This is a genomic window from Sporosarcina quadrami (assembly GCF_014836615.1).
In the GTDB taxonomy this organism is placed as follows: domain Bacteria; phylum Bacillota; class Bacilli; order Bacillales_A; family Planococcaceae; genus Sporosarcina; species Sporosarcina quadrami.
In genome coordinates, this window is the sequence record NZ_JACSQN010000003.1 from 190430 (window position 1) to 216382 (window position 25953).

General features: G+C 42.8%; 24 protein-coding genes. 21 read left to right on the forward strand and 3 right to left on the reverse strand.

The annotated features are described in order from the left end of the window. The first annotated feature begins 198 nt into the window (after window positions 1-198). From putP to hflX, 3 genes are all read left to right on the forward strand, one after another. A complete protein-coding gene (gene putP, locus H9649_RS04660) occupies window positions 199-1683 on the forward strand; it encodes a sodium/proline symporter PutP (RefSeq protein ID WP_191693553.1) in 1485 nt (494 codons plus the stop codon). Window positions 1684-1773: 90 nt separating this feature from the next. Further along, window positions 1774-2466 carry a VOC family protein gene (locus tag H9649_RS04665; RefSeq protein ID WP_191693554.1) on the forward strand — a complete coding sequence of 231 codons (693 nt, stop codon included), beginning with the start codon at window positions 1774-1776 and terminating at the stop codon, window positions 2464-2466. 549 nt (window positions 2467-3015) lie between these two features. Beyond that, window positions 3016-4287, forward strand: coding sequence for a GTPase HflX (gene hflX, locus H9649_RS04670; protein WP_191693555.1), 1272 nt, complete (start codon window positions 3016-3018; stop codon window positions 4285-4287). 354 nt (window positions 4288-4641) lie between these two features. Here hflX and H9649_RS04675 read toward each other — a convergent pair whose 3' ends face one another. Then, window positions 4642-6360 carry an ABC transporter ATP-binding protein gene (locus tag H9649_RS04675; protein ID WP_191693556.1) on the reverse strand — a complete coding sequence of 573 codons (1719 nt, stop codon included), beginning with the start codon at window positions 6358-6360 and terminating at the stop codon, window positions 4642-4644. A gap of 216 nt (window positions 6361-6576) precedes the next feature. On the opposite strand from H9649_RS04675, the gene H9649_RS04680 reads away from it, so the two are divergent. The 8 genes from H9649_RS04680 (at window position 6577) to H9649_RS04715 (ending at window position 15769) form a co-directional block, all read left to right on the forward strand. Beyond that, window positions 6577-7461, forward strand: a complete 885-nt coding sequence (locus H9649_RS04680) for a DUF6612 family protein (RefSeq protein WP_191693557.1) — start codon at window positions 6577-6579, stop codon at window positions 7459-7461. 341 nt (window positions 7462-7802) lie between these two features. Next, complete coding sequence (locus H9649_RS04685; RefSeq protein ID WP_191693558.1) at window positions 7803-8753, forward strand: ABC transporter permease; 951 nt, start codon at window positions 7803-7805, stop codon at window positions 8751-8753. Further along, window positions 8746-9696, forward strand: a complete 951-nt coding sequence (locus H9649_RS04690) for an iron chelate uptake ABC transporter family permease subunit (RefSeq protein ID WP_191693559.1) — start codon at window positions 8746-8748, stop codon at window positions 9694-9696. The genes H9649_RS04685 and H9649_RS04690 overlap by 8 nt, the downstream gene beginning before the upstream one ends. Continuing rightward, window positions 9693-10454 (forward strand): iron ABC transporter ATP-binding protein, encoded by a 762-nt coding sequence (locus tag H9649_RS04695; RefSeq protein WP_191693560.1) that lies wholly within the window; start codon window positions 9693-9695, stop codon window positions 10452-10454. Before H9649_RS04690 ends, H9649_RS04695 begins: the two co-directional genes overlap by 4 nt. Before the next feature lie 54 nt (window positions 10455-10508). Then, window positions 10509-11480 carry a siderophore ABC transporter substrate-binding protein gene (locus H9649_RS04700; RefSeq protein ID WP_191693561.1) on the forward strand — a complete coding sequence of 324 codons (972 nt, stop codon included), beginning with the start codon at window positions 10509-10511 and terminating at the stop codon, window positions 11478-11480. Between the two features lie 134 nt (window positions 11481-11614). After that, entirely contained in the window at window positions 11615-13564 is a 1950-nt protein-coding gene (locus H9649_RS04705) for a flagellar assembly protein A (protein WP_191693562.1), read from the forward strand. A 148-nt stretch (window positions 13565-13712) separates the two neighbouring features. Next, on the forward strand, window positions 13713-14855 hold the full coding sequence (locus H9649_RS04710) for an MFS transporter (protein ID WP_225229685.1): 1143 nt from the start codon (window positions 13713-13715) through the stop codon (window positions 14853-14855). Between the two features lie 248 nt (window positions 14856-15103). Continuing rightward, window positions 15104-15769, forward strand: a complete 666-nt coding sequence (locus H9649_RS04715; protein ID WP_191693564.1) for a hypothetical protein — start codon at window positions 15104-15106, stop codon at window positions 15767-15769. Window positions 15770-15800: 31 nt separating this feature from the next. Here the strand turns inward: H9649_RS04715 and H9649_RS04720 are convergent, their stop codons facing one another. Continuing rightward, window positions 15801-15998 carry a hypothetical protein gene (locus tag H9649_RS04720; RefSeq protein WP_191693565.1) on the reverse strand — a complete coding sequence of 66 codons (198 nt, stop codon included), beginning with the start codon at window positions 15996-15998 and terminating at the stop codon, window positions 15801-15803. A 94-nt stretch (window positions 15999-16092) separates the two neighbouring features. On the opposite strand from H9649_RS04720, the gene H9649_RS04725 reads away from it, so the two are divergent. The 8 genes from H9649_RS04725 to H9649_RS04760 all read left to right on the forward strand — a co-directional run bounded on the left by H9649_RS04725 (window position 16093) and on the right by H9649_RS04760 (window position 23038). Continuing rightward, entirely contained in the window at window positions 16093-16440 is a 348-nt protein-coding gene (locus tag H9649_RS04725; protein WP_191693566.1) for a DUF6054 family protein, read from the forward strand. A gap of 94 nt (window positions 16441-16534) precedes the next feature. Continuing rightward, window positions 16535-17197, forward strand: coding sequence for a uracil-DNA glycosylase (locus H9649_RS04730; RefSeq protein WP_191693567.1), 663 nt, complete (start codon window positions 16535-16537; stop codon window positions 17195-17197). After that, window positions 17190-17705: an AAA family ATPase gene (locus H9649_RS04735; RefSeq protein ID WP_191693568.1), complete on the forward strand. Its 516-nt coding sequence runs from the start codon at window positions 17190-17192 to the stop codon at window positions 17703-17705. The genes H9649_RS04730 and H9649_RS04735 overlap by 8 nt, the downstream gene beginning before the upstream one ends. A gap of 4 nt (window positions 17706-17709) precedes the next feature. After that, complete coding sequence (locus tag H9649_RS04740) at window positions 17710-19443, forward strand: ABC transporter ATP-binding protein (protein ID WP_191693569.1); 1734 nt, start codon at window positions 17710-17712, stop codon at window positions 19441-19443. Window positions 19444-19624: 181 nt separating this feature from the next. Then, complete coding sequence (locus tag H9649_RS04745) at window positions 19625-20218, forward strand: DNA-3-methyladenine glycosylase (protein WP_191693570.1); 594 nt, start codon at window positions 19625-19627, stop codon at window positions 20216-20218. Window positions 20219-20282: 64 nt separating this feature from the next. After that, on the forward strand, window positions 20283-20804 hold the full coding sequence (locus H9649_RS04750; protein WP_191693571.1) for a type 1 glutamine amidotransferase domain-containing protein: 522 nt from the start codon (window positions 20283-20285) through the stop codon (window positions 20802-20804). A gap of 207 nt (window positions 20805-21011) precedes the next feature. Next, the gene (locus tag H9649_RS04755; RefSeq protein ID WP_191693572.1) at window positions 21012-22067 is read left to right on the forward strand and encodes a YkvI family membrane protein; all 1056 of its coding nucleotides are present in this window, start codon (window positions 21012-21014) and stop codon (window positions 22065-22067) included. A 173-nt stretch (window positions 22068-22240) separates the two neighbouring features. After that, window positions 22241-23038 (forward strand): alpha/beta fold hydrolase, encoded by a 798-nt coding sequence (locus H9649_RS04760; RefSeq protein ID WP_191693650.1) that lies wholly within the window; start codon window positions 22241-22243, stop codon window positions 23036-23038. 23 nt (window positions 23039-23061) lie between these two features. On the opposite strand, the gene hmpA is transcribed toward H9649_RS04760, so the two are convergent. Continuing rightward, window positions 23062-24249, reverse strand: a complete 1188-nt coding sequence (hmpA, locus tag H9649_RS04765; protein ID WP_191693573.1) for an NO-inducible flavohemoprotein — start codon at window positions 24247-24249, stop codon at window positions 23062-23064. Between the two features lie 162 nt (window positions 24250-24411). On the opposite strand from hmpA, the gene H9649_RS04770 reads away from it, so the two are divergent. Then, window positions 24412-24855: an RrF2 family transcriptional regulator gene (locus H9649_RS04770; RefSeq protein WP_191693574.1), complete on the forward strand. Its 444-nt coding sequence runs from the start codon at window positions 24412-24414 to the stop codon at window positions 24853-24855. Between the two features lie 42 nt (window positions 24856-24897). Beyond that, window positions 24898-25824 (forward strand): manganese-dependent inorganic pyrophosphatase, encoded by a 927-nt coding sequence (locus H9649_RS04775; RefSeq protein WP_191693575.1) that lies wholly within the window; start codon window positions 24898-24900, stop codon window positions 25822-25824. The last annotated feature ends 129 nt before the right edge of the window (window positions 25825-25953 follow it).

Here is a 25953-nt window from a genome sequence, read left to right on the forward strand (position 1 = left end):
GAAAAATATTCCGTCCAACCAATTTGCATGATTCCACAAAATATTTTTCCCTTCTGTCGAAATGAAGTCATTGCCTGGGAAATAACTCGAAAATGAGTAATATTAATCATTATATGTTCACTTTAACTTAAATTTGATCTATTCCCAAACTGCATACCGATGAAGTAAAATGACATAAAACTATCTAGAGGTGATTGTGTGTCCGCTGAAATGTATCAACTGATCTCAATAACAATTTATATGGTTCTTATGCTTTTCATTGGCTGGTACGCATTTAAAAGGACAACCAACCTGACAGATTACATGCTCGGTGGGCGCTCACTTGGTCCAGCTGTAACAGCTTTGAGCGCTGGGGCATCAGATATGTCTGGATGGCTTTTGATGGGATTGCCGGGTGCGATTTATGCAGGTGGACTTGTAGAATCATGGATTGCAATTGGTTTGACGATTGGCGCGTATTTAAACTGGCTTCTGATTGCGCCTAGATTGCGGTCGTATACACAAGTTTCGGGTGATTCTATAACAATTCCTAGCTATTTGGAGAGTCGGTTGAAAGACCAATCTCGATTGCTGCGCATCGTTTCTGGAATTATCATTCTCGTCTTTTTTACATTTTACGTTTCATCAGGGATGGTCGCAGGTGGAAAGTTCTTCTTAAGTTCATTTGGACTCGACTATCATGTAGGACTTGTCATTGTTTCTGTAGTTGTTATCGCTTACACGCTGTTTGGTGGATTTCTTGCAGTGAGTTACACAGACTTCGTTCAAGGGTTAGTCATGTTCCTTGCTCTACTTCTCGTTCCTATTGGCGGTCTTGTCCTGACGGGAGGACTCGCTGAAACAACGGCGAGTGTCAAAGCAGTGAATCCTGACTTATTCAATTTTGTAAAAGGCGCTACGTTAACCGGAGTCATTTCATCCATTGCATGGGGACTTGGCTATTTCGGTCAACCGCACATTATCGTCCGTTTCATGGCGATTAAATCAGTGAAAGAGACGAAAAGTGCACGTCACATCGGTATCGGTTGGATGATACTCAGTCTGCTTGGTGCAATTGCGACAGCATTTGTGGGAATTGCATATTTCGAACAGAATAAAGGAGCGGAACTTGCCGACCCAGAAACGGTATTCATCGTTTTAGGCCAAATCATCTTTCATCCTTTAGTTGCCGGTATTATGCTTGCTGCTGTTCTTGCTGCTGTAATGAGTACGATTTCTTCCCAACTGATCGTCACTTCATCAGCACTCATTGAAGATTTGTATAAAGCTGTTATTAAGTCTGATGCGAGTGATAAACGATATGTATTTTTAGGAAGAATGGCTGTACTTGTCGTTTCATTAATAGCAATGTTGCTCGCTTGGCCAAATAAAGAATCTATCCTCAAACTTGTATCATTCGCATGGGCTGGTTTTGGTGGAGCTTTCGGGCCGATTATTATCCTTTCGCTGTATTGGCGGAAGCTTACAGCTAAAGGTGCACTATGGGGAATGATAGCAGGCGCGATTACAGTCGGTGTATGGGGCAATATTAAAGTGCTTTCTGACACACTTTATGAAATCGTCCCAGGCTTCCTCGTCTGCCTTCTAGTCACATATATCGTCAGTAATATAACATTTAGACAAAATGCTGAAATTGATAAAGAATATTATGATGCAATTGAGTTAGTCAAGAAAGAGCGATAAAATAACGGCCTCCTATAAGTAACGGAGGCCGTTATTTTATAGTGAACGGTGAATTATGGTACTCTAGTCAAAATGAAGGGGGCTGGAATTTTGAAACTTGACCATGTCGTTTATTTTACGGAAAAGAGTCCAGAGGAAGTCGTTGCCGAGCAACGTGAAGAAGGCAAACATGCAGTTGTCGGGGGGCGGCATGAAAGTTGGGGGACTCATAATGCATTGATGTATGTGAATAATGCATATGTCGAATGGCTTTCAGTAGAACGTCCAGAACTAGCGTCAAGCGTTGACCACCCGTTGACAAGGTTGCTGCTAAACGACATTAAAGATGGCGAAGGATGGGGCACACTTTGTCTCTCTGTTGAAGATATAGAAGCTTTTAATGAAGAAATTGAAAACAAAGGATTTAAAACTTCAGGTGTACTAACTGCGCAGCGACGTACAAGGACAGGTGAATTAAAGAAGTGGAAGATGTTATTTGTGGAACAACCTGTTTCTAATGAACTTCCTTATCCTTTTTTCATTGAGTGGGAGGAAGACCAACAAACACGGTACGCAAAATTGCACGAAGAAGGTGCATTAAGCGCTAAAAATGAAAGTGTGTCAGTTAAAGAATGTGTGCTTTTTGTTGAAGATCCGCTAAGGGATACTGCAGAATGGGCAATTTTATTGTCACAAAAGGTTGGGGATCATTATGATATTGAACTCGAAAACGTCAAATTGCGCTTTGTCCAACAGGAAGGCGGAAAAGACCGATTAGGGGATGTCGTGTTCTCTTCCGAATGATGACAAGTGTTGTGCTACTATGTGTACTTAACCAAATATAGGCTATAACTTGGCACGATGATTTCCGTTCCGGGCGGACGCTTTCCAATCGAACAACGTAGGGTTCGATTTGCCTTAATTCCTGTGACTTTCAGAAATTAAGGCATGGGTGCTCGAAAAGCTAAAGCTTTGTCTCACAAAAGCCGTTCTTCGTCACGGCTCTCGCTAATTCCCAAGGAGTCGCCGCCCTATACTTCAATCATCTAAGTCTTCTAAAAGATAGATGGATCATTTTATGATCACTTGTAGAAGGGAGAGTTTCTTACTTTTTATCCTGCAATCTACAGTTGACTGAAGTGGAGGCGCCGACTCCTGCGGGAATAGCGCGAGCTGAAGACCCCACAGGAGCGTGTTCTTCGCGACGAGGAGGCTGAAGCCGTGCCCCGCGGAAAGCGTGCGCCGGAACGGAAGTCAACGGGTTCATAGTGATACTACTTATAATACTGGTTAATCAACACACCTGTTGTGCTACTATGAAAGTAAGCATTTATTGTGTAAAGGGGTCGTTGTATGGATATTTTAGTGGAACGGGCAATTCTTGTCGGGGTACATGAACAGAATGCCGAACACTTTGAATATGAAATGGAAGAACTGAAGAACTTAGCTGAAGCGATTGATGTTGAAGTTATCGGGCATGTCACGCAGAATTTGGAGAAAAGGCATTCCTCGTTATATGTCGGTAAAGGAAAGGTCGAAGAGATAAAACGATTTTATGAAGAGATGGACGCAAACCTTGTCATTTTTAATGATGAATTGTCACCTTCACAAATACGGAACCTCGAGCAGGAGTTAGAAGTGAAAGTTATTGACAGGACAATGCTCATTCTTGATATTTTCGCACGTCGTGCACGTACTCATGAAGCACGGATGCAAGTTGAATTGGCACAGCTTCAATATACGCTTCCAAGACTTGTCGGATTGCGCGCATCTCTCGGTCGTCAAGGTGGCGGAACGGGCGGAGGTTTCCAGAACAAAGGTGCAGGGGAAACGAAACTGGAACTAGATAGACGTAAAATTGAAGATCAAATCGCCAAGCTTCGCAAAGACTTGGAAGACGTACGTGACCGTCGCGATACCCAGCGCAAACAACGGAAAAAAAGTGGCATTCCTGTCGTATCGATTGTCGGTTATACGAATGCAGGTAAATCGACATTAATGAACGGATTGCTTCGTAAAATGGAAGATGAAAGTACAAAGCAAGTGTTTGAAAAAGATATGCTATTTGCAACGCTTGATACATCTGTGCGGCATTTGAAACTTGTTGATAACAAGGAATTTCTATTAACAGATACAGTCGGTTTCGTATCAAAACTTCCGCACCATCTCATCAAAGCCTTTCGTTCGACATTGGAAGAAGCAAGGGGAGCAGATTTACTGTTACACGTTGTCAATGTATCTAATGAAGAATACCGTCATATGATGGACGTAACGAACGAAACGTTGCAAGAAGTAGGCGTTGAAGGAATACCAACGCTTAATATTTACAATAAATCCGATTTAGCAGCTGTACCCTACCCGGTTATAGCTGACGACAATGCATGGATTGCAGCGAAAGACCCAGCTAGTCTTGACCCGCTCGTTGAACTAATTAAGAAAAAGATTTTTGGGCAATACGTTACGTGTAAACTGCTCGTACCGTTTGATCGCGGTGATGTCGTTTCTTATTTGAATGACACGGCCAATGTCAAGACGACAGAATATGAAGAAGAAGGTACAATGATGACTGTTGAGATGAATAGCTCCGAAAGGACAAAATTCGAAGAGTTCATTATAAGCCATTAATAAAAAACGGCTCTAAGTCGAATGTTGGGGTAATGTGATTCACACATCACCCATTATTCTTAAATTCGCAAGGAATATGTTGATTTGCGCTTCAGTCGAATGCTTTCCGAGGGGCGTGCGGTGAGCCAATCGAACCCTAGGTTGTTCGATTGGAAAGCGTCCGGCCGGAACGCAAATCATTGTAATAGAAAGCAATGCAGATTATTAAATTCAACTTATAGAATTGAATCTACCCCCCAACAATTATTATAGAACCTAAAAAACTGCACCGCCGACTCGTAAGTCGGCGGTGCAGTTTTATCTATAAAGAGAAAGGGGGGTGGGATAGTTCTAGTATGCCCGATTCCCGAAATGTTAAACCTCTTGGAATTGAATGTTATGCAAACGTGCGAATAATCCATCCTGTCGCACAAGCTCATCATATTTTCCGTCTTCCGCAATTCCGTCCTCGGTAACGACGATGACGCGATCTGCATCACGGATTGTCGCAAATCGGTGCGCAATGACAAGTGTCGTCCGATTGGCGGCCAATTCGTTCAATGACTGCTGGATGATGCGCTCCGTTTCCGTATCAAGCGCTGAAGTCGCTTCATCCAAAATAAGAATTGGTGGGTTCTTCAAAAACATCCGTGCAATTGCAAGACGCTGTTTTTGGCCACCTGACAACTTCAATCCACGTTCTCCAATCTGCGTTTCATAGCCTTCCGGAAGACTTGCGATGAAGCTTTCAAGATGTGCTTTCTGCGCAGCAGCAATCACATCTTCATCCGTCGCATTCAAGTCGCCGTAAGCGATATTCTCTTTTATCGTCCCGGTGAATAAAAACACATCCTGCTGAACGATACCAATCTGCGAACGCAATGATTGCTGCGTCATATTGCGGATATCGATGCCATCAATGGAGATCGCGCCTCCATTGACATCATAAAATCTCGGGATGAGTGAACAGATTGTCGTTTTCCCCGCGCCTGAAGGACCGACAAACGCGATAGTCTGCCCAGCTTGGATGGATAAATCGATGCCATTCAGCACTTCTTTATGTGAATCATAGCTGAACTGGACATCATCGAAAACGATATCGCCAGTTAGATGCCGTACTTCCATAGCACCTGGTCGATCCTGGATTTCAGGTTCTTCGTCAATCATCTCCTGGAATCGTCTGAAGCCTGCCATCCCTTTAGGATAAAGCTCAAGCAATGCGCTGATCTTATCGACCGGCTTGATAAGAATATTAACGAAGAGGATGAAACCGACAAGCTCACCAGGTGTCAAATTGTCATTGTACGTAAACCATGCACCGACGACTAAAACGACCAATGTGACAAGTCGCGTCATCATATACATGCTCGATGTAGTCCAGGCCATGACGTTATAAGCGACAAGTTTCGCAAGCCGGAATCCGCTATTGTCTTGTTGGAAACGCGTCATTTCAAAGACTTCATTTGTAAAGGATTTGACGACTCGCGCACCTGACACAGAATCCTCCACTCTTGCATTGACGTCAGCTATTTTCACATACATCTTCTGCCAGGCAGCATTCATCTTCTTATTGCAGAAGGCAACGACGATCGCTAGGAACGGAACCATGACTATGGCAATTACAGCGAGCTCAGGATTGATCGTATACATTAGAATGAATGCACCGATAATCGTCATGACAGCGATGAAGGCATCTTCCGGTCCGTGGTGAGCCAGTTCACCAATATCGAATAGATCATTGGATATCCGGCTCATAATATGGCCAGTTTTCGTATTATCGAAGAAGCGGAACGATTGCTTATGAACATGATTGAACAGTTGCTGTCTCATGTCCGTCTCGATATTGATGCCAAGCTTATGCCCCAAATAGCTGACGATATAATGTAACACGGTACTAATCAGATAGACGATCAGCAATAAAATACTGATCGTGACGATTCTGCCCCAGTCACTAGATGGAAGCAGCACATCAATGAACCATTGGACAGCCATCGGAAATGCCAATTCGAGAAGGGCGACGAAAATGGCGCTTGAGAAATCGATGATGAATAAACGTTTGTGCGGTTTATAATAGGAAAAGAATTTTTTTAGCATGGCAAATTGTTCCTTTCAGGTAGTTCCGTCATTATAGCGTACTTTGCTGGAAACAGATACTGCTGATTTTGTTCAAGTATGAGGAAAGACTTACCAAGTAATTATGATAGAAAAGATTCAAATCACATAAAGCGACGTGAAAAGTGGAACTATTTGCGTGTTATCCCGTATGATTAGGAGTAACAAAAATAGGAATACTGAAAGGAAGCGGTTAATTTGAAAAAGTGGCTACAAGGAATAGGTATAGGAGCGCTTGCGCTTGGACTTGCGGCGTGTGGTTCAGCGGCAGAACCGAAAACAGATCCTGAAACAGGTAAGAAAGTAGAAGTTACAAACAAAAGTGATATGACAGCTCAAGAAGTATATAGCAAAGCAATGGAAGTTTCAGCAGAACAGAAGAGTATGCACGCTGTCATGGATATTGAACAGAACATGTCCATTCCGAGCGAGGACATGAATTTGGATTCTAAAATTAAAATGGATATGGATATGATTGTCGATCCAATGGCCCTTCATCAGACGATGAGCATGGACATGGGTGAAATGGGTGCGACAGACATGGAACTGTACATGACTGATGCAGGATTCTTTATGCACGATGCGCAAATGGATCAATGGATTAAAATGCCGAATGACATGTATGAAGAAATGATGGCTAGCATGGGTGGCGAAACAGATCCGACATTGGATTTGCAAATGTTCAAAGACTTCAAAGATGATCTTAAATTTGAACAAACAGATGATGAGTACATTTTGACACTTAACGCATCAGGCGATAAATTGAACAACCTTGTACAAAAATTAATTGGCGATGCAATGCCGATTGAAGGTGCAATGACTGAAGAAGAACAGGAAGTCTATGATAATATGAATGTTAAAAGTTTAGACTTAACGATTTACATTGATAAGAAAACATTCTATACAAACGCATTTGATATGGATATGGATTTGACAATGAAAGTCGAAGAAGAAGAAATGCATATGGTTCAGAAGATGAAGTCAGTCATTACAAAGATCAATGAGATTGATGAAATCGTTGTTCCTAAAGAAGTCCTCGACGAAGCGGTCAGTCTCGAAGACTTGATGGGTGAAGAAGGTTAATCAATTTTAACAGTCGAAAATAAAATAGGTGAATAGAGAAACGGATACCGGTAATTACGGTGTCCGTTTTCTTCATTCTCACTACTATACTTCGCTAATGAACCTCTCATTCTCAATGCGGGAATTTTAAAAAAACTGTCACAATCAGCCGAGAATGCACTTTAGCAACCTCTGAATCGCCTTATCTACAAAGGTTTTGAATGCAATTGATAATCGTTTTCAATTATCAGTTGACACAGTGCACATAACTGCTATAATTGGATTTGCAGCTAATTGATAATGGTTTTCACTAGTGCATTCTCAATTAGAAGCAAATATTCGATATCGGAGTTTTTTCCTTCATGAAGAAACGTTATTTGTTTATTGCATTAATACTATTCTCATTGCTATCGCTTTTTGTAGGAGTGAGTTCAATTAAACCGATGGATCTGCTAGATTTCAAGTCGGAACAGACAGAGATTTTCCTCATCAGCCGGGTTCCAAGACTTGTAGCCATTCTCCTTGCAGGTGCAGGCATGAGTATCGCGGGGCTGATCATGCAACAACTGAGCAGGAACAAATTTGTTTCACCGACGACTGCGGGGACTCTTGACGCCACGCGACTTGGAATTTTAGTGTCGATGTTGCTATTCACTAACGCTTCGACAATCGAGAAGATGGTAGTTGCATTCATATTTGCTCTTGGCGGTACCTTGCTGTTCATGCAAATCTTGGACCGTATTAAGTTTAAGGATGCTATTTTCATCCCACTCGTCGGGCTCATGTTCGGTAATATCCTTTCATCTATCACGACGTTTTTTGCTTACAAGGCGAACGTCATCCAGAATATGTCCGCTTGGCTTCAAGGGGATTTTTCAATGATCATGAAAGGCCGCTATGAGCTTTTATACATAAGCATTCCGGTGCTTATCATCACCTATTTGTACGCGAACCGGTTCACGGTTGCAGGTATGGGTGAAGATTTCTCGAAAAACTTGGGCCTCGCTTATAAACGGATTGTCAATATCGGTTTAATATTGGTGGCTCTCGTAACAACGACTGTCATTTTAACAGTCGGAATGATTCCTTTCCTTGGATTGATCATTCCAAATATCGTCTCTATCTTCCATGGAGATAACTTAAAGAAAACATTGCCGCACACCGCTTTGCTCGGTGCGATTTTCCTGCTTGTCTGTGATATTCTGGGCAGGGTTCTCATCTATCCATATGAAATATCCATCAGTCTGATGGTCGGTGTAATCGGAAGTGGCGTATTCCTCTACTTGTTATTTAGGAGGAAGGCATATGCGTAATTCTACGAAAATGATTATATTGTCGGTCATTGCAATTGGTTTTTGCGGATTATATCTTTTTCATGATTTAAATGGAAGTTTTGATTATGCACTGCCACGACGTGCTATTAAAGTCATTGCTATGGTGCTTACTGGTGTAGCGATTGCGTATTCCACCGTCATATTCCAAACAATTACGCATAATCGGATTTTGACACCGAGTATAATGGGTTTGGATTCGCTGTATCTCTTACTTCAGACGGTTGTCATCTTTTTCCTTGGCTCAGGTCACTTTACGATTGTCAATCGACATGTGAATTTCATTTTGTCCGTTTCGACGATGATTGTATTCGCACTTATTTTGTACCAGCTTCTATTTAAAAGAGGCAGCAGGCCGATTTACTTCCTTCTGCTTGTCGGAATTATCATAGGGACGTTTTTCCAAAGTATCTCGACATTCCTACAAGTGCTCATTGATCCAAATGAATTCCTGCGTGTGCAAGATAAGATGTTCGCGAGTTTTAACAACGTAAGTGGTGAACTTGTTTGGTGGGCACTCGGTATTGTCATCTTGACGTTCGTTGTCGGTTGGAAATACTTTAATGACTTGGATGTGTTATCGCTTGGCAGGGACACGGCCATTAACTTAGGGGTCTCATATGACCGCGTTGTCAAAATGATGCTCGTCATTTCAGCAGTACTTATTTCAGTTTCAACAGCTTTAGTCGGACCGATTACATTTTTCGGTTTGATTGTTGCAAACTTGTCGTACCAATTCTTCAACTCCTATCGGCATATTGTATTAATTGCCGGAGCATCCGTTATGAGTGTCATCGCCCTTGTCGGCGGGCAGTGGGTTGTTGAGCGTATTTTCACGTTCTCCACGACGCTAAGTGTCATCATTAACTTTGTTGGCGGTGTGTACTTCATTTATCTACTATTAAAGGAGAGTCGATCCTCATGATCCAAGTCCGGGAATTATCGAAGTTCTATGGGAAAAAAGTGGTCGTTGAAAAGGTGAACGTTGATATCCATCGAGGTAAAATCACGTCTTTCATCGGTCCGAATGGTGCGGGGAAATCGACCTTGCTTTCTATGGTTAGCCGTCTTGTGGACGCTGATACAGGGGAAGTTCTAGTGGATAATGATCAGGTGAAGAGGATGAAATCCAACGAATTTTCGAAACGGGTTTCGATATTGAAACAATCTAATTTCATGAATGTCCGTCTGACGATTAGGGAATTGGTTTCTTTCGGTAGATTCCCTTATTCGCGCGGTAAACTCAATGCTGAAGACATCCGCATTGTCGAGCAGGCGATGGATTATATGGGTCTGATGGAAATGCAAAATGAATACATGGATGAACTATCAGGTGGACAGCGTCAACGTGCATTCATTGCGATGGTCATCGCGCAGGATACCGATTATATCTTGTTGGATGAACCGTTGAATAACTTGGATATGAAACATTCTGTGCAAATCATGAAGATACTAAGGAGACTAGTTGACGATCTTGGTAAGACAGTCGTCATCGTTCTCCACGACATCAATTTCGCTTCCGTCTACTCCGACCGTATCGTCGCTTTGAAAGAAGGACGTGTCGTCAAAGACGGGCCAACGAACGACATTATCAATTCGGATGCGTTGAGAGAAATTTATGATATGGATATTCCAATCAAACAAATGAATAATTGCCGTATATGTGTGTATTTTAATTCTTGATAGCAAAATAAACGAGCAGTTCACAAAAAAACCTAAAACAAAAGGATGGTTCAAATGAAGAAAATTCCAATGATGCTATTGCTGGCAGCTTTAATGATCGTATTAGCTGCATGTGGCGCAAAAGATAATGACAAAGCGAAAGACGAAGGCACGAATTCATCTACACCTGACGCAAGCGAAACTGCAGAAATGGTTTCAGTTAAACATGAACTGAGTGAAACGCCTGTTGAAGTGCCGAAAAACCCTGAAAAGGTTGTTGTTTTCGATTTCGGTACACTTGATACATTAGACGAATTAGGTGTAGAAGTTGCTGGGTTGCCTAGAGCAACGGTTCCAGGATACCTATCAAAATACGATGATGATAAATATGAAAACCTTGGCAGCTTGAAAGAACCTGATTTTGAAGCTTTGAATGCATTAAAGCCTGATGTGATTTTTATCTCTGGACGTCAATCAGAAATGTACGAAGAGTTCTCTAAAATTGCCCCAACTGTATATGTAGGTTTGGATACTGCTCATTATATGGATTCATTCAAGCACAATGCTGAATTGATGGGTGAAATTTTCGGTAAAGAAGACGAAGTGAAAGCAGAGCTTGAAGAAATTGATGCGAAAATTGCTGAAATCAATGAAAAAGCGACTGATTCCGGTTCGAAAGCGCTTGTTGTTCTAGCGACTGAAGGTAAAGTAAGTGCATATGGTCCGAACTCGCGTTTTGGTTTAGTACATGATGTATTAGGATTTACACCTGCCGATGAAAAGATTGAAGTATCTACACATGGTCAAAATATTTCATTTGAATATATCCTTGAGAAAAATCCTGATGTCTTGTTCGTAATCGATCGCGATGCTGCAATCGGAAATGGTGCGACAGCACAAGGAACAATTGAAAACGATCTTGTTAAGAAGACAGAAGCATTCAAGAACGGTAAAATCGTCTACTTGAACGGGGAGTATTGGTACTTGTCAGGTGGCGGACTTCTTTCTATGAAAGAAATGATCGAAGAGGTTGAAGACGGTCTATAAGAAAAATAAGAGCAAACTTGTCCACTATTAGTGGGCAAGTTCTTTTTTTATGTCAATTTCATGTGCCAAGTTAACAAGGTTGCTAAAAGGATATGGTACGATAAACGTAAAAACAATTGGATGAGGTGAGAGAAATGGGAAAGTCCGTTACGGTAAAAGCGTTGACAGTGGAAATGGCGATTGAGCAAGCACTTGCGGAATTGGGTGCGACGATTGAAGAAGTCCAGGTTGAAGTGATAGAGCAAAATGGAAAAAGCATGTACGGACTGAAATCGAAATTAGCAGTAGTGAATGTGACGATGCTCAAAGTTCTAGTACCTGAACAAGGTGAACCTGTTGATTCGCTCGCAAATGGGGCTAGGATAATTGGTAAGCGTGTAGAAGTTGTCCTATCGACGGATGCTTTTCCGATGATCGAGCCCGGATCCAATGTAAAAGTACTCATTAATGGAAGAGAAGCGGTTGGTAAAATGCATGTGTCACATGAAGATGATATAAGAATTCGAGTCTCGGACGAAATTATACCTCCGCATTTTTCCATTAGACTTATCGAACAAGATATCATTGCCATGCTGAACATTGAACCTGGGAGAAGAATTAAACGCACGATACAGAATACCGGATTTCAGGATGTGTTGTTCATCGAAGCTGATGAACTTGTGGAGCCTTATATGTCGCTAACAGTGGAAGACATCGTCAAGGAACTGGCTGAGCTTGGCATAAGCGAGCGGATAGATTATTCGGTAATAGAAGAAGCTGTTCGTTCTCTCGCTCCTTTTGAAGCGATTATTGCAAAAGGACAATGGCCGGTTGAAGGATTCAATGGAGATCTTTATTTGCACGCAAGGGGTAAGGATTTTAGTTTAAATGAAAAGGGAAAAGTCGATTTTAGGGAAATGAATCCGATTGAATCTGTGCATGAAAACGAGCTCATTGCCACATATTTACCGCCAGTTCAAGGGGTGGATGGGATGGATCTTTTCGGCAGGCCCGTGCGAACAAAACCGGTCGGCGGACTGGAAATCAGACTTGGAGATCAGGTAGAGATGCGGGGCAATGAAATATATGCTCTCTCAAGTGGCCGTGCTATTCTGGAAAAACATGGATCGATTATGAAGATTGATGTAAATAGTGAGTTTGTTCATGACGGTGACGTTGATTTGAACAGTGGTAATATACGCTTTAAAGGGGATGTCAGGATTGGCGGTAATGTTGAGAACTCCATGTTCGTTGGTGCGACAGGAAGAGTGACTGTCGGTGGCACTGTCAGGAAGGCTGTCGTGGAGTCGGGCAAATCCGCTTGCTTCGAAGGTAATGTCTTCTCGTCGACGGTTTCTGTAGGGATGCAGGAAGTGTTAGAAGACGAGTTGGTCGCTCTGTTGCATGAATTGCTCTTCTACTTGGAACAGGTACAGGCGACGATTTTGCAAATCATTCATATTCGGGGAGTCGACCCTGAAGAAATGGATGCTGGTGAATTGAAAGAGCTTGTGCGAGTCATTTTAAAGGAGAAGTACCTAGATTATCAGCAGAGTAAAAAAGATTTTATCCAAAAAGTGATAGATCATTCCGATCAGTTGTCTCCTGAATGGTTGCGTGTGAGTGATAGAATGGATTGCCTATTCACAGATACTTCATTGACAATCGTCAAAAATGCACATGATTTCTCGCATCTGTTGGCAGACGCCCGGAAACTGATCGAACAATATGCAGACAGCAGCCAAAGCGATCAGCCTGTAATCAAATTGCCCTATGCCATTAATAGTATATTATCGTGCAGCGGTACAATTGAAGTGACTAAAAAAGGCTTATCAAACTGTATTGTTGATGCAAAAAACAAAGTTTTCGTGGAAGGAAGCTGCAGGGGTGGTGAAATCACGGGGCTTGAGAAAGTATCCATTCAGGAAACGGGCTCTGTAAATAGTGTGAAGACTATTATTAAGACCGCATTAGACGGAGTTATTTCGATCGGGCTAGCAAGGTCTGGCACGGAAATCTGGGTCGGAGAATCAATTTATTATTTTGATACGGATAAATTGGGTGTCCATGCAAGGCTGGTACATGGTGAACTAAAGATTGATTAAAAAAAGATTGTCCAAATTGGGTTGCTCGGAGTATAATGACAAGTGTCAAGACACTTGATAATTTACAGCGAAGGGTAGTCAAATTGTGAGTAAACAAAAACCTACTATATCACGTAATAAATTACTTGCTATATCAGGCACAGGATGGATGTTCGATGCGATGGACGTAGGCATCCTATCCTTTGTTATCGCGGCCATATCAGTTGAATGGCATTTGAATCCTACGCAAATGGGTTGGATTGGTAGCGTCAACTCGATTGGTATGGCGTTCGGCGCGTTAGGATTCGGGTTGCTTGCAGATCGTATCGGAAGGAAGAATGTTTTCATGCTGACGCTTGTCCTGTTTTCGCTGGCAAGCGGTTTATCAGCATTTACGACAACGTTGACCGCGTTCCTCATTTTGCGATTTTTCGTTGGTGCAGGGCTTGGAGGAGAACTTCCGGTTGCATCTACACTCGTATCTGAAAGTGTGTCTGCAAAAGAACGGGGACGGGTCGTCGTATTGCTTGAAAGCTTCTGGGCTGCTGGCTGGCTCATCGCTGCATTGATCGCTTATTTCATCATTCCGGAGTATGGCTGGAGAATCGCTCTTATCATCACGGCGTTACCTGCATTTTATGCAATATACTTACGTCGCAATCTGCCAGATTCACCAAAATTCGAAGCAGATGGAAAGCCGAAACAATCTCTCGGCGCAAAAATGAAACTCATCTGGTCCAAACCGTATGCACGCAGGACAACGATGCTCTGGATCGTCTGGTTCACAGTCGTTTTTTCTTACTACGGTATGTTTCTTTGGTTGCCAAGTGTCATGGTCATGAAAGGGTTCGATATGATACATAGTTTTAAATACGTACTCATTATGACACTTGCGCAACTGCCGGGCTATTTTACAGCTGCTTGGTTAATTGAAAGAGCTGGTAGGAAATTTGTGCTTGCTACATATCTCATTGGAACTGCTGCCAGTGCACTTGCATTCGGTAATGCAGATACGTTGACAACGTTGCTCATCTCGGGTGCATTGCTCTCCTTTTTCAATCTAGGCGCTTGGGGCGCGCTGTACGCCTATTCACCGGAACAATACCCGACATCAGTGCGCGCGACAGGCTCTGGCATGGCGGCGGCAGTTGGAAGGGTTGGCGGAATTTTCGGCCCTTTGCTAGTCGGCTCACTGCTTGCTGCGGGACATGGATTCGAATTGGTCTTCGGTATCTTCTGCGGGGCGATTATTATAGGAGTCATCGCAGTCATCGCACTTGGAACAGAAACGAAACAGTTGGAATTGGAATGAAAGACGGAGGCTGCTTTTTACAAGCAGTCCCTTTTTCTTTTTTAGCAAAAGATAAATTAAGTAGTTTATGTAAGGGGAAATAAGGGAATAAGAAGTATCGTGCCAAGAATAAAGAAGATAGGTTAAATTACATAGATTATGAGTCGAATGAGGTAAGATTCAAGAAGACACAGGCAATTCATTGAAATTTAATACATCTTTCATTATAGTTGTAACTTGGTAAAAGATAGAATAGGAGAGATGACTAAATGACATCCAAACTGAAGTTTTTATTGCTCGGCATGTTACTAGTTTTAGGGCTTGCTGCATGCGGAAATGAAAAAGAAGATCAACAGGCGGATACGTCAAAAGAAGACAATGCGGTAACAGGTGAGACTGAATCAACTGATGAGGCCGATGAAGCTGATGATAGCGACAAAGCGGAAACCAATGCTAGCCTATTGAACGATAAAACGATTGGTTTTTCTTTAGATGAATTTAAAGAACGTTTCAACGAAAATGCAAAGAACAACAATCTTGATATGGCAATTGGAGACTATGAATGGAAAGAATATGACGAAACCTCCGAGTTGGTAACCGTTGAAGTGTATGAGGATATGGACTTCAATGCGATGCGTGTTAAAGACGAGGAGCATGTGAAAATGGTTCATCTAGAAATAGATGGAGCTGAATCACGGGAAACTGCGTATGCGCTTATACAGACAATGATTGAGTCAGTCGATAACGAAATGACTGAAGCCGACGCGAAAAGCATAATGGCTGAACTGAAATTGGATGATGTCACAGTAGACGGTGACGGTTCTGAACGCTATTATAGTAAAAACGGGCTCATTTATCTGCTAATGGATGATCCTGATAATTGGATAGAATTTGGAATTGCAAATGAAAACGATCCTGATCTAGATTTAGAATAAGAAAATAGTAAATAACTGCTGACGCCTATTTTTAAGGGGTCAGTTTTTTTGTTGTAAACAGGGAGAATCGCTCAATATCCCCCGTGCAGCGCTCAATCGGCATGAAGAATCGCTCAATGTCCCCCGTGTAGCGCTCAATTGGCATGAAGAATCGCTCAATATCCCCCGTGCAGCGCTCAATTGGCATGGAGAATCGCTCAATGTCCCCCGTGTAGCGCTCAATTGGCATGGAGAATCGCTCAATATACCCCAGGAACCGCTCAAATACTTGAAACTTACTAACACCTTCGATCGTAATACTAGTATCATTAGGGGGTGGCTAAATGTCTATTCGAAACTTTAACGTCAGTCTATCGCCGGAAGACGCGGCGAATAGAATTCAATCGGAAATTATTAACGGAAGCATCAGTGGAACGTTGGTTGACCATTATGTGAGGAATGCTGGAACAACAGAAATGCATGTCATTATTATGGAAAAGTATTATATGCGATCTAATAACCGGGCATCCGTCACGTCGACAATTGACAATTTTGACGGTGTGACACGTGTCCATGTTGTGGCAGCAGGAAGTTCGGAAGGTGTGTTTTTCCGTTTTGACTGGGGAGCTGGGAGCAATTTTGCCAATAGTGTTGAATGGGCTTTGAAAGACCATATTATTGAAGGTGAATAATATTGATTGGCTTAAAGGTTGTCCGACTAGAAAAATGGGAACCTCTTCTGTATGAAACAATGAACGTGCTGCAAGGCTGAAAGGGAGTGATTCTGTGTTTCGTATACCTGAAATGATTGCGCAACTAGGTAAGGAACGAATTGAAGGCTTTCCTGTGGAAGGATTCATTTACGGGGAAGGACCGCAAAAACCCGAATTGATGTTAATCGGAGAAGCGCCGGGAGAGTTTGAACTGGTTGATGGCATCCCTTTTATTGGCCGCGCCGGAAAAGAGCTAATGAAGTCACTTGAAACAATCGGTTTATCACGGGAAGACGTTTATATAACAAGTGCTGTTCGAAGCAGACCGTATAGATGGGGAGAGAAGCGCGAACGTGACGGAACTTTGACGACTCGGAAATACAATCGACCGCCGACCCGTCAAGAAATTCTAGCGCACGCACCTGTGTTGGATTATGAAATTGCTAACGTCAAACCAAAGCTGATTGTCACGCTTGGCAATGTCGGTTTGCAACGTCTACTCGGTAAAGAAGCGAAAATAACAGAACTGCATGGGCAATTGCTAGAACGACCTGTGCAATACTTGCAGGGGCTGGATGACAAAACTTTTGAATGGACAGAACAACATTACCGTATTGTGCCGACATTTCATCCGGCTTCGATCTTTTATCGTCCGTCTCATAGGCCTAATCTTGATGCGAATTGGTTGGCAATCGGAGAAATCTTGAAGCGGATGAAGGAAGAAGAGAATGAATGAGTATAAGCGGATACTTATAGTTGGATGCAGTGGAGCAGGGAAATCGACGCTTTCGGTTAAGTTGGCAGACATGCTCGATTTACCTGTCGTGCATCTTGACGCCCTTTTTTGGAATGAAGGATGGATGCCTACTCCGAAAACGGAATTCCGAGAGAAGCTTCAACAAGCACTTGAAGAACCTGAATGGATTATTGATGGGAATTTTAACTCGACGATGGAGATGCGTGCAACATATGCAGACCTCGTCATCTTCCTCGATTTCCCAAACTGGCTTTGCCTTTCAAGAGTGCTCAAACGTGTGTGGACCTATAAGGGGACGACACGTCCAGATATGGCAGAGGGCTGTTCGGAAAAGGTTGATTGGGAGTTTGCCAAATTCATTTGGACGTATTCAAAGAAGAAGCGTCCTGGAGTTTTGGAATTGCTTGAAAGAGTGAAAGCGGAAGTGGTCATTCTAAAATCACCGAGAGAAGTTGAAGAATTGGTGAGAAGAATAGAAAGCAGGTGAAGAAATGAAAAGCGAAGTGAAAACAAAAGGGTCGTTGAAGGAATTCATCACATTATTGAAGCAACTGACATGGCCTAAAGGAATAACGATTATTGCACTCGTGCTGTCTCTATTCTCGACTGTTGCGAGTTTGGCGATCCCTCTTGTGACAAAGCAATTAGTGGATTCACTGACAGAAGCCTCCTTCAGCTGGAAAACTGGTGTATTTCTGTTCACCGTTTTCGTCGTGCAAGCTGTGCTTGGGGGAGTGTCTCTGTATTTATTAGCCTACATAGGGGAAACGATTGTTGCTGATTTGCGGACAAAACTATGGGCGAAAATTCTCAGGCTGCCAGTTTCCTATTACGATGACAACGAAACCGGTGAGACAATGAGCCGGATTACACAAGACACGACGATGCTGAAACAGCTTGTATCGGATCATCTTGTATCGTTCATTGCGGGCATCATTTCGATTATTGGTGCGATTGCCATTTTGCTTTATTTGGATTGGAAAATGACATTGATCATGCTTATTAGCATTCCAATCAGTTTTGCAATCATCATGCCGCTTGGTCGGATCATGCATAAAATTGCAAGAGCGACACAAGCGGAGATGGCGAAATTCTCGGGTCACTTAGGCCGTGTCCTAGGTGATATCCGTTTAGTGAAAGCGTATCGTGCGGAGCCTAATGAAGGAGCGCAAGGAGAGAAAGCGATCCGGTCCCTGTTTTCATATGGCTTGAAAGAGGCGCGTGTGCAAGCATTCATATCGCCAGTCATGACACTCGTGATGATGAGCATTCTCGTCGTCATCCTAGGGTATGGCGGTGCGCAAGTGGCTAAAAAAGAATTAAGCGCAGGAACACTTGTCGCAATCATCTTCCTCATGTTTCAAATTATTCTTCCATTTGCTCGGATGGCCCAAGTGTTTACGATATTCCAAAAAGCGGTCGGTGCGACGGAGAGGATTCAAGAGATTCTCGGAATGGATAGTGAGAAAGCGGAGGGTGATTCTATCGTACCTAAAGGCGGATTGCGTTTTGAGTCAGTCGGTTTCGCTTATGAAACTGGCAAACAAGTGTTAGAAGACGTATCGTTCCAGGCTTCCCCAGGGACGGTTACGGCTTTTGTTGGACCAAGCGGCGGCGGGAAGACGACGATATTCTCGCTGATTGAACGGTTTTACACAGCGACTGCAGGAAACTTATACATCGGGCCGACGCCAATTCAAGATATCGCATTATCCGGCTGGCGTAAACGGATTGGGTATGTCTCTCAAGAAAGCCCGTTATTGAGTGGAACGATTGTCGACAATATCGCATATGGACTGGATATACGTCCTTCAATGGATGAGGTGCGGGCAGCTGCACAGGCGGCGAATGCACTAGGATTTATTGAAGAGATGTCTGATGGCTTTGAGACGCTCGTCGGTGAACGGGGCATGAAACTTTCGGGTGGACAACGACAGCGAATTGCGATTGCTCGTGCCTTGTTGCATGACCCGGAGATCTTATTGCTCGATGAAGCGACATCGAATCTGGATAGCGGATCAGAAACACATGTGCAAGAAGCTTTGCAACGGTTGATGGAAGGCCGAACGACGCTCATTATCGCGCATCGATTGTCGACGGTTGTTGATGCTGACCAGCTCATCTTTTTGGAAGCGGGTCGTATAACGGGAATCGGAACGCATAGTGAATTGTTCCGGTCTCATGCGTTGTATAGGGAGTTTGCGCAAGGGCAAGGATTATCATGAAAAGATCGGAGAGGGGAGCCCTTCTCCGTTTTTTATTTGTCAGTAAATGGGCGAGCGATGATAGAAGTGTGTTAAGCGGTGATAACGCAGAAATCCACCTTTCCATTCAGCATATTTCTTGAGTATGCAGCTACCTTTCACGATAATAAAGATACTAATTTGACAGGATGGAGGGGAGCGGATGTATACACCAATAGCCCAAACCTTTTTTGAAGCGCCTGTGCTCGAGCTTGCTGAAAAACTGGTCGGTCAATATATTGTGCATGAGACGCCAGACGGGGTCATTGTCTGCAAGATTGTGGAAACGGAAGCGTATCACGGAGCGGAAGATCAAGCAGCACACAGTTTCGGCAACAGGCGAACGAAGCGGACTGCGGTTATGTTTAATGAGCCGGGCCTTGTCTATACATACCAGATGCATACACACACATTGATGAACGTGACGAGCGGACCTGTTGGCACTCCACACGCAATTCTCATTCGAGGCGCAGAACCTGTTGGAGGATTAGAGCTGATGCAGCAGAACCGTGGTGAACATTTGAAGATGAGAGATTGGACGAACGGTCCGGGAAAACTTTCGAAGGCGCTCGGCGTGACGATGAAGTATTATGGACATCGCTGGACAGAAGTGCCGCTGTTCATAGCTGAAGGGCCTGGAGCGAAAGAAGTTGAAACAGGGCCGCGTGTGGGCATCGGTAATTCGGGGGAAGCGGTCCATTATCCATGGCGGTTCTTTGAAAAGGATAATCCGTATGTCTCTAAATACCGACTATAGGTTTAATCGAACATGACGGTGGAATAGTAAGAGTGGATACAAATTGGAAAGGATGAATAGTACAATGGCTAAAATTGCTACAGTAATCACGAATCTATTCGAAGACTCTGAGTACACAGATCCCGCAAAAGCGTTTAAGGAAGCCGGTCATGAAGTGGTGACAATTGAGAAAGAAGCGGGTACCGAAGTAAAAGGTAAGAGTGAAAATACGGTCGTCAAAATCGACAAAAGCATAGATGAAGTGAATGCCGATGATTTTGATGCATTATTCATTCCAGGCGGTTTTTCACCTGACCAACTCCGTGCTGATGAGCGTTTTGTAGACTTCACGAAGAAGTTCATGGATGCAAAGAAACCGGTATTTGCAATCTGTCATGGACCGCAACTTCTCATTACAGCGAAAACACTTGAAGGTCGTGATGCGACTGGCTTTAAATCTATCCGTGTGGACATGGAGTATGCAGGGGCTAAGTTCGCTGACAAAGAAGTTGTCGTCTGTCAAAACCAGCTTGTAACGAGCCGTATGCCGGACGACCTTCCTGCTTTTATAAGGGAATCCAACAAGCTTTTGGAAGCCCGGAAATAAAGTGAGAAAGAATGGCTGTCTCCTTTTTGGGGGCAGCTATTTTCATTTAATTATTCTCTCATAAATACGAGATTAACAGACAATGTCTTGATATGGATAAACATGCATGTTAAATTAGTACAGGGTTACCATTTGCGTGTTGAAAATTCATATTATTTCATAAATATGCAAAGGTGTTTCCAATGACTACATAGGGGGAGAAAGTCCATGAAAAAGATTCTTAAAATGGGAAGCGCTTTCATCGGAATCATTGTCGGTGCAGGTTTTGCTTCAGGTGCGGAAATCCTTCAATACTTTACAGCATTCGGGTATATGGGGATTGTCGCGGCAATCATTTCAACAGCATTATTTGCATACATAGGCATGGCATTAACGAGATTGGGAAGTAGATTACGAACGACTTCACATAAAGATGTCATCTATACAATCAGCGGTCGCTTCCTCGGGGTGATTATTGATATTATCATCATTATTACATTATTCGGCGTAGGCACGGTCATGATCGCTGGAGCAGGATCGAATTTGGAACAGCAATTCGGTTTGCCATCCTATATCGGTAGTGGTTTGATGATTATTCTTGTATTCGCAACAATTTTACTGAATGTTGATAAAGTGGTTGGGGTTATCGGTAGTATTACACCATTCCTTATTCTTGCAGTAATTGGCGTGTCCATCTATTGTTTATTTACGATGGATCAAACGTTTGCAGAGTTGAATCCAATTGCGAATGCAGTGGAAACTACATTACCAAACTGGTTCATATCAGCTTTCAACTATGTGTCATTTAACATAGCAGTAGGAGCTTCAATGTCACTTGTCATGGGGGGAGCAGAAAAGGACGAGAGAACTGCTGCACTTGGTGGATTAGTTGGTGGTCTAGGACTCGGAATTATGATTCTGTTAAGCCACTTGGCAATCTTCTCGAAAATAGATGTCGTCAAAGATGCAGATCTACCGATGCTTGCAATCATTAATGACATTTCGCCAATTCTCGCAATAATGATGGCGTTCGTGTTGTACGGAATGATCTTCAATACAGCTGTCAGTATGTTTTATGCATTCGGCGCTCGTTTTGTAACAATCGGAACGAAGAATTTCAAAGGATTTGTCTTGATAACGTTACTTATTGGATTCGGATTAAGCTTCTTCGGATTTAAAAACTTGGTCGCTCATTTATATCCGTATATCGGTTATATGGGGCTATTACTATCAGCTGTATTAATATATGCGTCCATCAAGTTGCCGGCAAAAGTTGCTCGCTAAGCTTGTCAAATAAAAATACTAGACTGCTACTTGCAAATTGCTGTAGCAGTCTATTTTTGTCGGATTTTTGACGAAGAATGAAAGGAATCGGTACATCAGAAGGCATCTAAGGTTGTCATCTTCATTGGTACGATGGTTTAATAAAAGAAGTAAGTGAGGAAGGAATGAAGGACTTGATTCACTATCGGACGTATCTGAAGCAAGAAGGTTTACCTTGGGTTACATTCATACATGGTGCCGGTGGGAGCTCTTCTATTTGGTTTAAACAAATTCGCGAATACCGTAAGCATTACAATATATTGTTAGTAGATTTGCGCGGCCATGGAAAGTCGGAGAAAGGTAACTGGGAAAAAGGCGATAGTTTTTCAGATATTGCGAAAGATGTCGTCGAAGTTCTCGATACACTTGAAATCCCGCAAACACATGTTGTCGGTATGTCGCTCGGTACAATTGTTGCGCAAACGATGGCTGATAACCATCCCGATCGTGTAAAGTCGCTCGTTCTTGGAGGAGCGATCATCCGACTTGATATCCGTACGAAATTCTTATTGTTCGTCGGACATGTTTCAAAGAAAATTGTTCCGTATATGTTGCTATACAAACTGTTGGCGTACATTGTCATGCCTCAGAAAAAGCATGAAGAATCCCGTATGGTTTTCGTTAATGAAGCGAAGAAGATGTGTCAGAAAGAGTTTGTTAAATGGTTTTCATTGACACAGTTAATCAATCCCTATTTATCACGACTACAAATATCGACGACGTCCATTCCGACGTTGTTTCTGATGGGTGATGAAGACTATCTGTTCATCCCGCCGGTTGAGAAAGTTGTGAAAGACATAGCGACGTTTGAAATGATTACGATTAAAGATTCGGGACATGTATGTAACATCGATCAACCGGATGAGTTTAACCGGCTGTCCATCAATTATATCGCTCGTATTGAACGTCAAAACGCAGCCATCCTTGTTTAAGGGAGGCTGCGTTTTTGGTTTTATTAAACCTGAACTAATTCAAGTTGTTCGGCCGGACCGAAGAATTCAAAGTGGATTTTCTCGTTAGCAACGCCATTTTTATGCAATGCGGATACGACTGCTTGCATGAACGGTGTTGGCCCACATACATACACGTCGCTGCCTTTTAAGACATGTTCAGCTAAGAAATCAGCTGTGATGAAACCATCGCCTTCTTCTGAAAAAAGTGCTTTATACGTTGAATTTGACAATTTTTCATTAATATCATTTAAGACGTTATGAAATGCCTGATGGCTGCGTGTACGTGCAGAGTGCAAGAACGCAACCGGACGATTCGGTGTTTCGTTTGCAATTGTTTCGTACATTGCCATCATAGGCGTGATTCCAACTCCACCACTGATTAACGTTACAGGAGTTTCGCTGTCAGTATCCAAGAAGAAATCGCCTGCGGGAGCACTCAATTCAACTGTATCACCGACATTAAGATTTTTATGAATATGAACAGAAGCTTTACCGTTAGGCATGCACTCATCTTCACGTTTTACCGAAATACGGAATGTATCGTTACCGGGCGCTTGAGATAAGCTATATTGACGATTGATCATATATTCATCTCCAGGGATCTGGAAACGGATTGTAATGTATTGCCCAGGTTTGTAAGAAGGAAGTTTCTTTCCGTCAACGGGTTTGAAATAGAATGACGTGATGACGTCGCTCTCTTGAACCTTTTCGACAATAGTGAAGTCCTTGAAAGTTCTCCAACCTTCATTTTCCGCTTCGACTGTGTCATACATATCCTTTTCTACGCCGATGAATGCATCAGCAATGACGCCGTAAGCTTCTCCCCATGCTGTGATTATTTCAGGAGTTGCCGCGTCACCAAGCACTTCTTTGATTGCACCAAGAAGATGGTAGCCGACAATCGGATAATGTTCTGGCAAGATACCGAGTGAACGGTGTTTGTGTGAAATCTGGATGACTGCCGGCAAGATGGCACCCAGATTATCGATGTTCGCTGCAGCTGCATATACGGCATTTGCAAGTGCTGTCTGTTGACGACCTCTAGATTGGTTAGCGTGGTTGAAAATATTTAATAACTCTGGGTGGGCTTCGAACATGTTTTTATAGAAGACTGTTGTAATTGTTTTTCCGTGTTGTTCAAGAACAGGTACTGTAGATTTTACGATATCGATTGTTTGTTGAGATAGCATGTGATGCACAACCTTTCTTGTTTTGTTAATTCCACAATAAACGATAAAACGGTTTAAAGATATATTTTAAATGCATCTTTATAAAGTGTTTAAACTTTAGACACATTTCTTTCACGATACGGACATAATCGCTATAATAGGTTGTGAATGGCGGTGGGAATTATGCGGCTAACTTTATATACAGATTTTTCATTACGCGTGCTGATCTATTTGGGTGCGAAAGATATAGGCGAATTGTCGACAATCCAGGAGATTTCCGACCGTTATGAAATCTCTAAAAACCATTTGACGAAAGTTGTCCATGAACTAGGGAAGATGGGGATTGTCGAAACGGTGCGTGGAAGAGGCGGAGGCATCCGTTTGAAAAAGAAGCCTGAAGAGATAAATGTTGGAGAGCTTGTACGCAGGACAGAAGATGATTTTTATCTCGTCGAATGTTTTCGTCCTGGTGATAATCATTGTATCTTGACAAGTGCATGCAGGTTGAAAGGCGTTCTGCATGAAGCTTTGCTAGCGTATCTTGCTGTATTGGACAAATACACGATCCAAGATTTCATTGTGAATAAAGAGGAACTTGAAGCCATTCTGTTCAATGACCCTTTATGATAGAATAAATAGGAATATAGATACCAACAGGAGGATATACCAATGGGTAAAGTTTTAGTTTTTGGACATAAAAATCCTGATACCGATTCCATAACTTCGGCTATCAGCTATGCTTATTTGAAAAAACAGATCGGAATGGATGCAGAAGCTGTCCGTCTCGGATCGATTTCCGGAGAAACTGCATTTGCACTTGGCCAGTTCGGATTCGAGGCACCACGACTAATTGAAAAAGCAGCAGATGAGGCGCAGCAAGTCATTCTTGTCGATCATAATGAAAAGCAACAGAGTGTAGATGATCTTGATGATGTACAAGTAATTGAAGTTGTTGACCATCATCGAATTGCCAACTTCCAGACGGCAGATCCACTTTACTATCGTGCGGAGCCTGTTGGATGTACGGCTACGATTTTAAAGAAGTTGTATAAAGAGCATGATGTGGAGATTCCAAAAGAAATCGCGGGACTCATGTTGTCGGCGATCATTTCAGATTCACTTTTGTTCAAATCACCGACTTTTACGGAAGAAGACCGTAAAGCGGCCGAAGAGTTGGCGGTCATCGCAGAAGTGGATGCGGAAAGTTATGGCCTTGACATGTTGAAGGCTGGCGCGGATTTGAGTGGGAAATCTCTTGAAGAGCTTGTGACGCTGGATGCGAAGGAATTTACGATTGGTGATGCGAAAATTGAAATCGCGCAAGTGAATGCGATTGAAGTGAATGACGTGCTTGAACGTCAAGTGGAGCTTGAAGTGTTGCTCAACAGCATTATTGAAGAGAAGGATTTGCAACTGTTCTTGTTTGTTGTGACAGATATTCTGAATAACGATTCGACTGTTATCGCACTCGGACAAGCGGCAGATCGTGCTTGTGCTGCCTTTAATGTAGGTTTGACGGATAATCGAGGCGTATTTAAAGGTGTCGTTTCACGTAAAAAGCAAATTGTTCCGATTTTGACAGAAGCGCTTAAGTGAATAGTTGAACAGGGCCGTGCATATTGTATGCACGGCCTGTTTTTTTGGTGAATGCGTCGATATTGAGCGGTAAAGCATTGACATTGAGCGTTTCGCGTGCGCTATTGAGCGGTGATGGAGTGACATTGA

What these genes read in the sequence shown, in the direction of transcription:
- hflX (WP_191693555.1), top strand. Translation starts at nt 3,016, where the DNA reads ATGGATATTTTAGTGGAACGGGCAATTCTTGTCGGGGTACATGAACAG.
- H9649_RS04675 (WP_191693556.1), bottom strand. Translation starts at nt 6,360, where the DNA reads ATGCTAAAAAAATTCTTTTCCTATTATAAACCGCACAAACGTTTATTC.
- H9649_RS04685 (WP_191693558.1), top strand. Translation starts at nt 7,803, where the DNA reads ATGAAGAAACGTTATTTGTTTATTGCATTAATACTATTCTCATTGCTA.
- H9649_RS04690 (WP_191693559.1), top strand. Translation starts at nt 8,746, where the DNA reads ATGCGTAATTCTACGAAAATGATTATATTGTCGGTCATTGCAATTGGT.
- H9649_RS04695 (WP_191693560.1), top strand. Translation starts at nt 9,693, where the DNA reads ATGATCCAAGTCCGGGAATTATCGAAGTTCTATGGGAAAAAAGTGGTC.
- H9649_RS04700 (WP_191693561.1), top strand. Translation starts at nt 10,509, where the DNA reads ATGAAGAAAATTCCAATGATGCTATTGCTGGCAGCTTTAATGATCGTA.
- H9649_RS04705 (WP_191693562.1), top strand. Translation starts at nt 11,615, where the DNA reads ATGGGAAAGTCCGTTACGGTAAAAGCGTTGACAGTGGAAATGGCGATT.
- H9649_RS04710 (WP_225229685.1), top strand. Translation starts at nt 13,713, where the DNA reads ATGTTCGATGCGATGGACGTAGGCATCCTATCCTTTGTTATCGCGGCC.
- H9649_RS04715 (WP_191693564.1), top strand. Translation starts at nt 15,104, where the DNA reads ATGACATCCAAACTGAAGTTTTTATTGCTCGGCATGTTACTAGTTTTA.
- H9649_RS04720 (WP_191693565.1), bottom strand. Translation starts at nt 15,998, where the DNA reads ATGCCAATTGAGCGCTACACGGGGGACATTGAGCGATTCTCCATGCCA.
- H9649_RS04725 (WP_191693566.1), top strand. Translation starts at nt 16,093, where the DNA reads ATGTCTATTCGAAACTTTAACGTCAGTCTATCGCCGGAAGACGCGGCG.
- H9649_RS04735 (WP_191693568.1), top strand. Translation starts at nt 17,190, where the DNA reads ATGAATGAGTATAAGCGGATACTTATAGTTGGATGCAGTGGAGCAGGG.
- H9649_RS04740 (WP_191693569.1), top strand. Translation starts at nt 17,710, where the DNA reads ATGAAAAGCGAAGTGAAAACAAAAGGGTCGTTGAAGGAATTCATCACA.
- H9649_RS04745 (WP_191693570.1), top strand. Translation starts at nt 19,625, where the DNA reads ATGTATACACCAATAGCCCAAACCTTTTTTGAAGCGCCTGTGCTCGAG.
- H9649_RS04750 (WP_191693571.1), top strand. Translation starts at nt 20,283, where the DNA reads ATGGCTAAAATTGCTACAGTAATCACGAATCTATTCGAAGACTCTGAG.
- H9649_RS04755 (WP_191693572.1), top strand. Translation starts at nt 21,012, where the DNA reads ATGAAAAAGATTCTTAAAATGGGAAGCGCTTTCATCGGAATCATTGTC.
- hmpA (WP_191693573.1), bottom strand. Translation starts at nt 24,249, where the DNA reads ATGCTATCTCAACAAACAATCGATATCGTAAAATCTACAGTACCTGTT.
- H9649_RS04770 (WP_191693574.1), top strand. Translation starts at nt 24,412, where the DNA reads ATGCGGCTAACTTTATATACAGATTTTTCATTACGCGTGCTGATCTAT.
- H9649_RS04775 (WP_191693575.1), top strand. Translation starts at nt 24,898, where the DNA reads ATGGGTAAAGTTTTAGTTTTTGGACATAAAAATCCTGATACCGATTCC.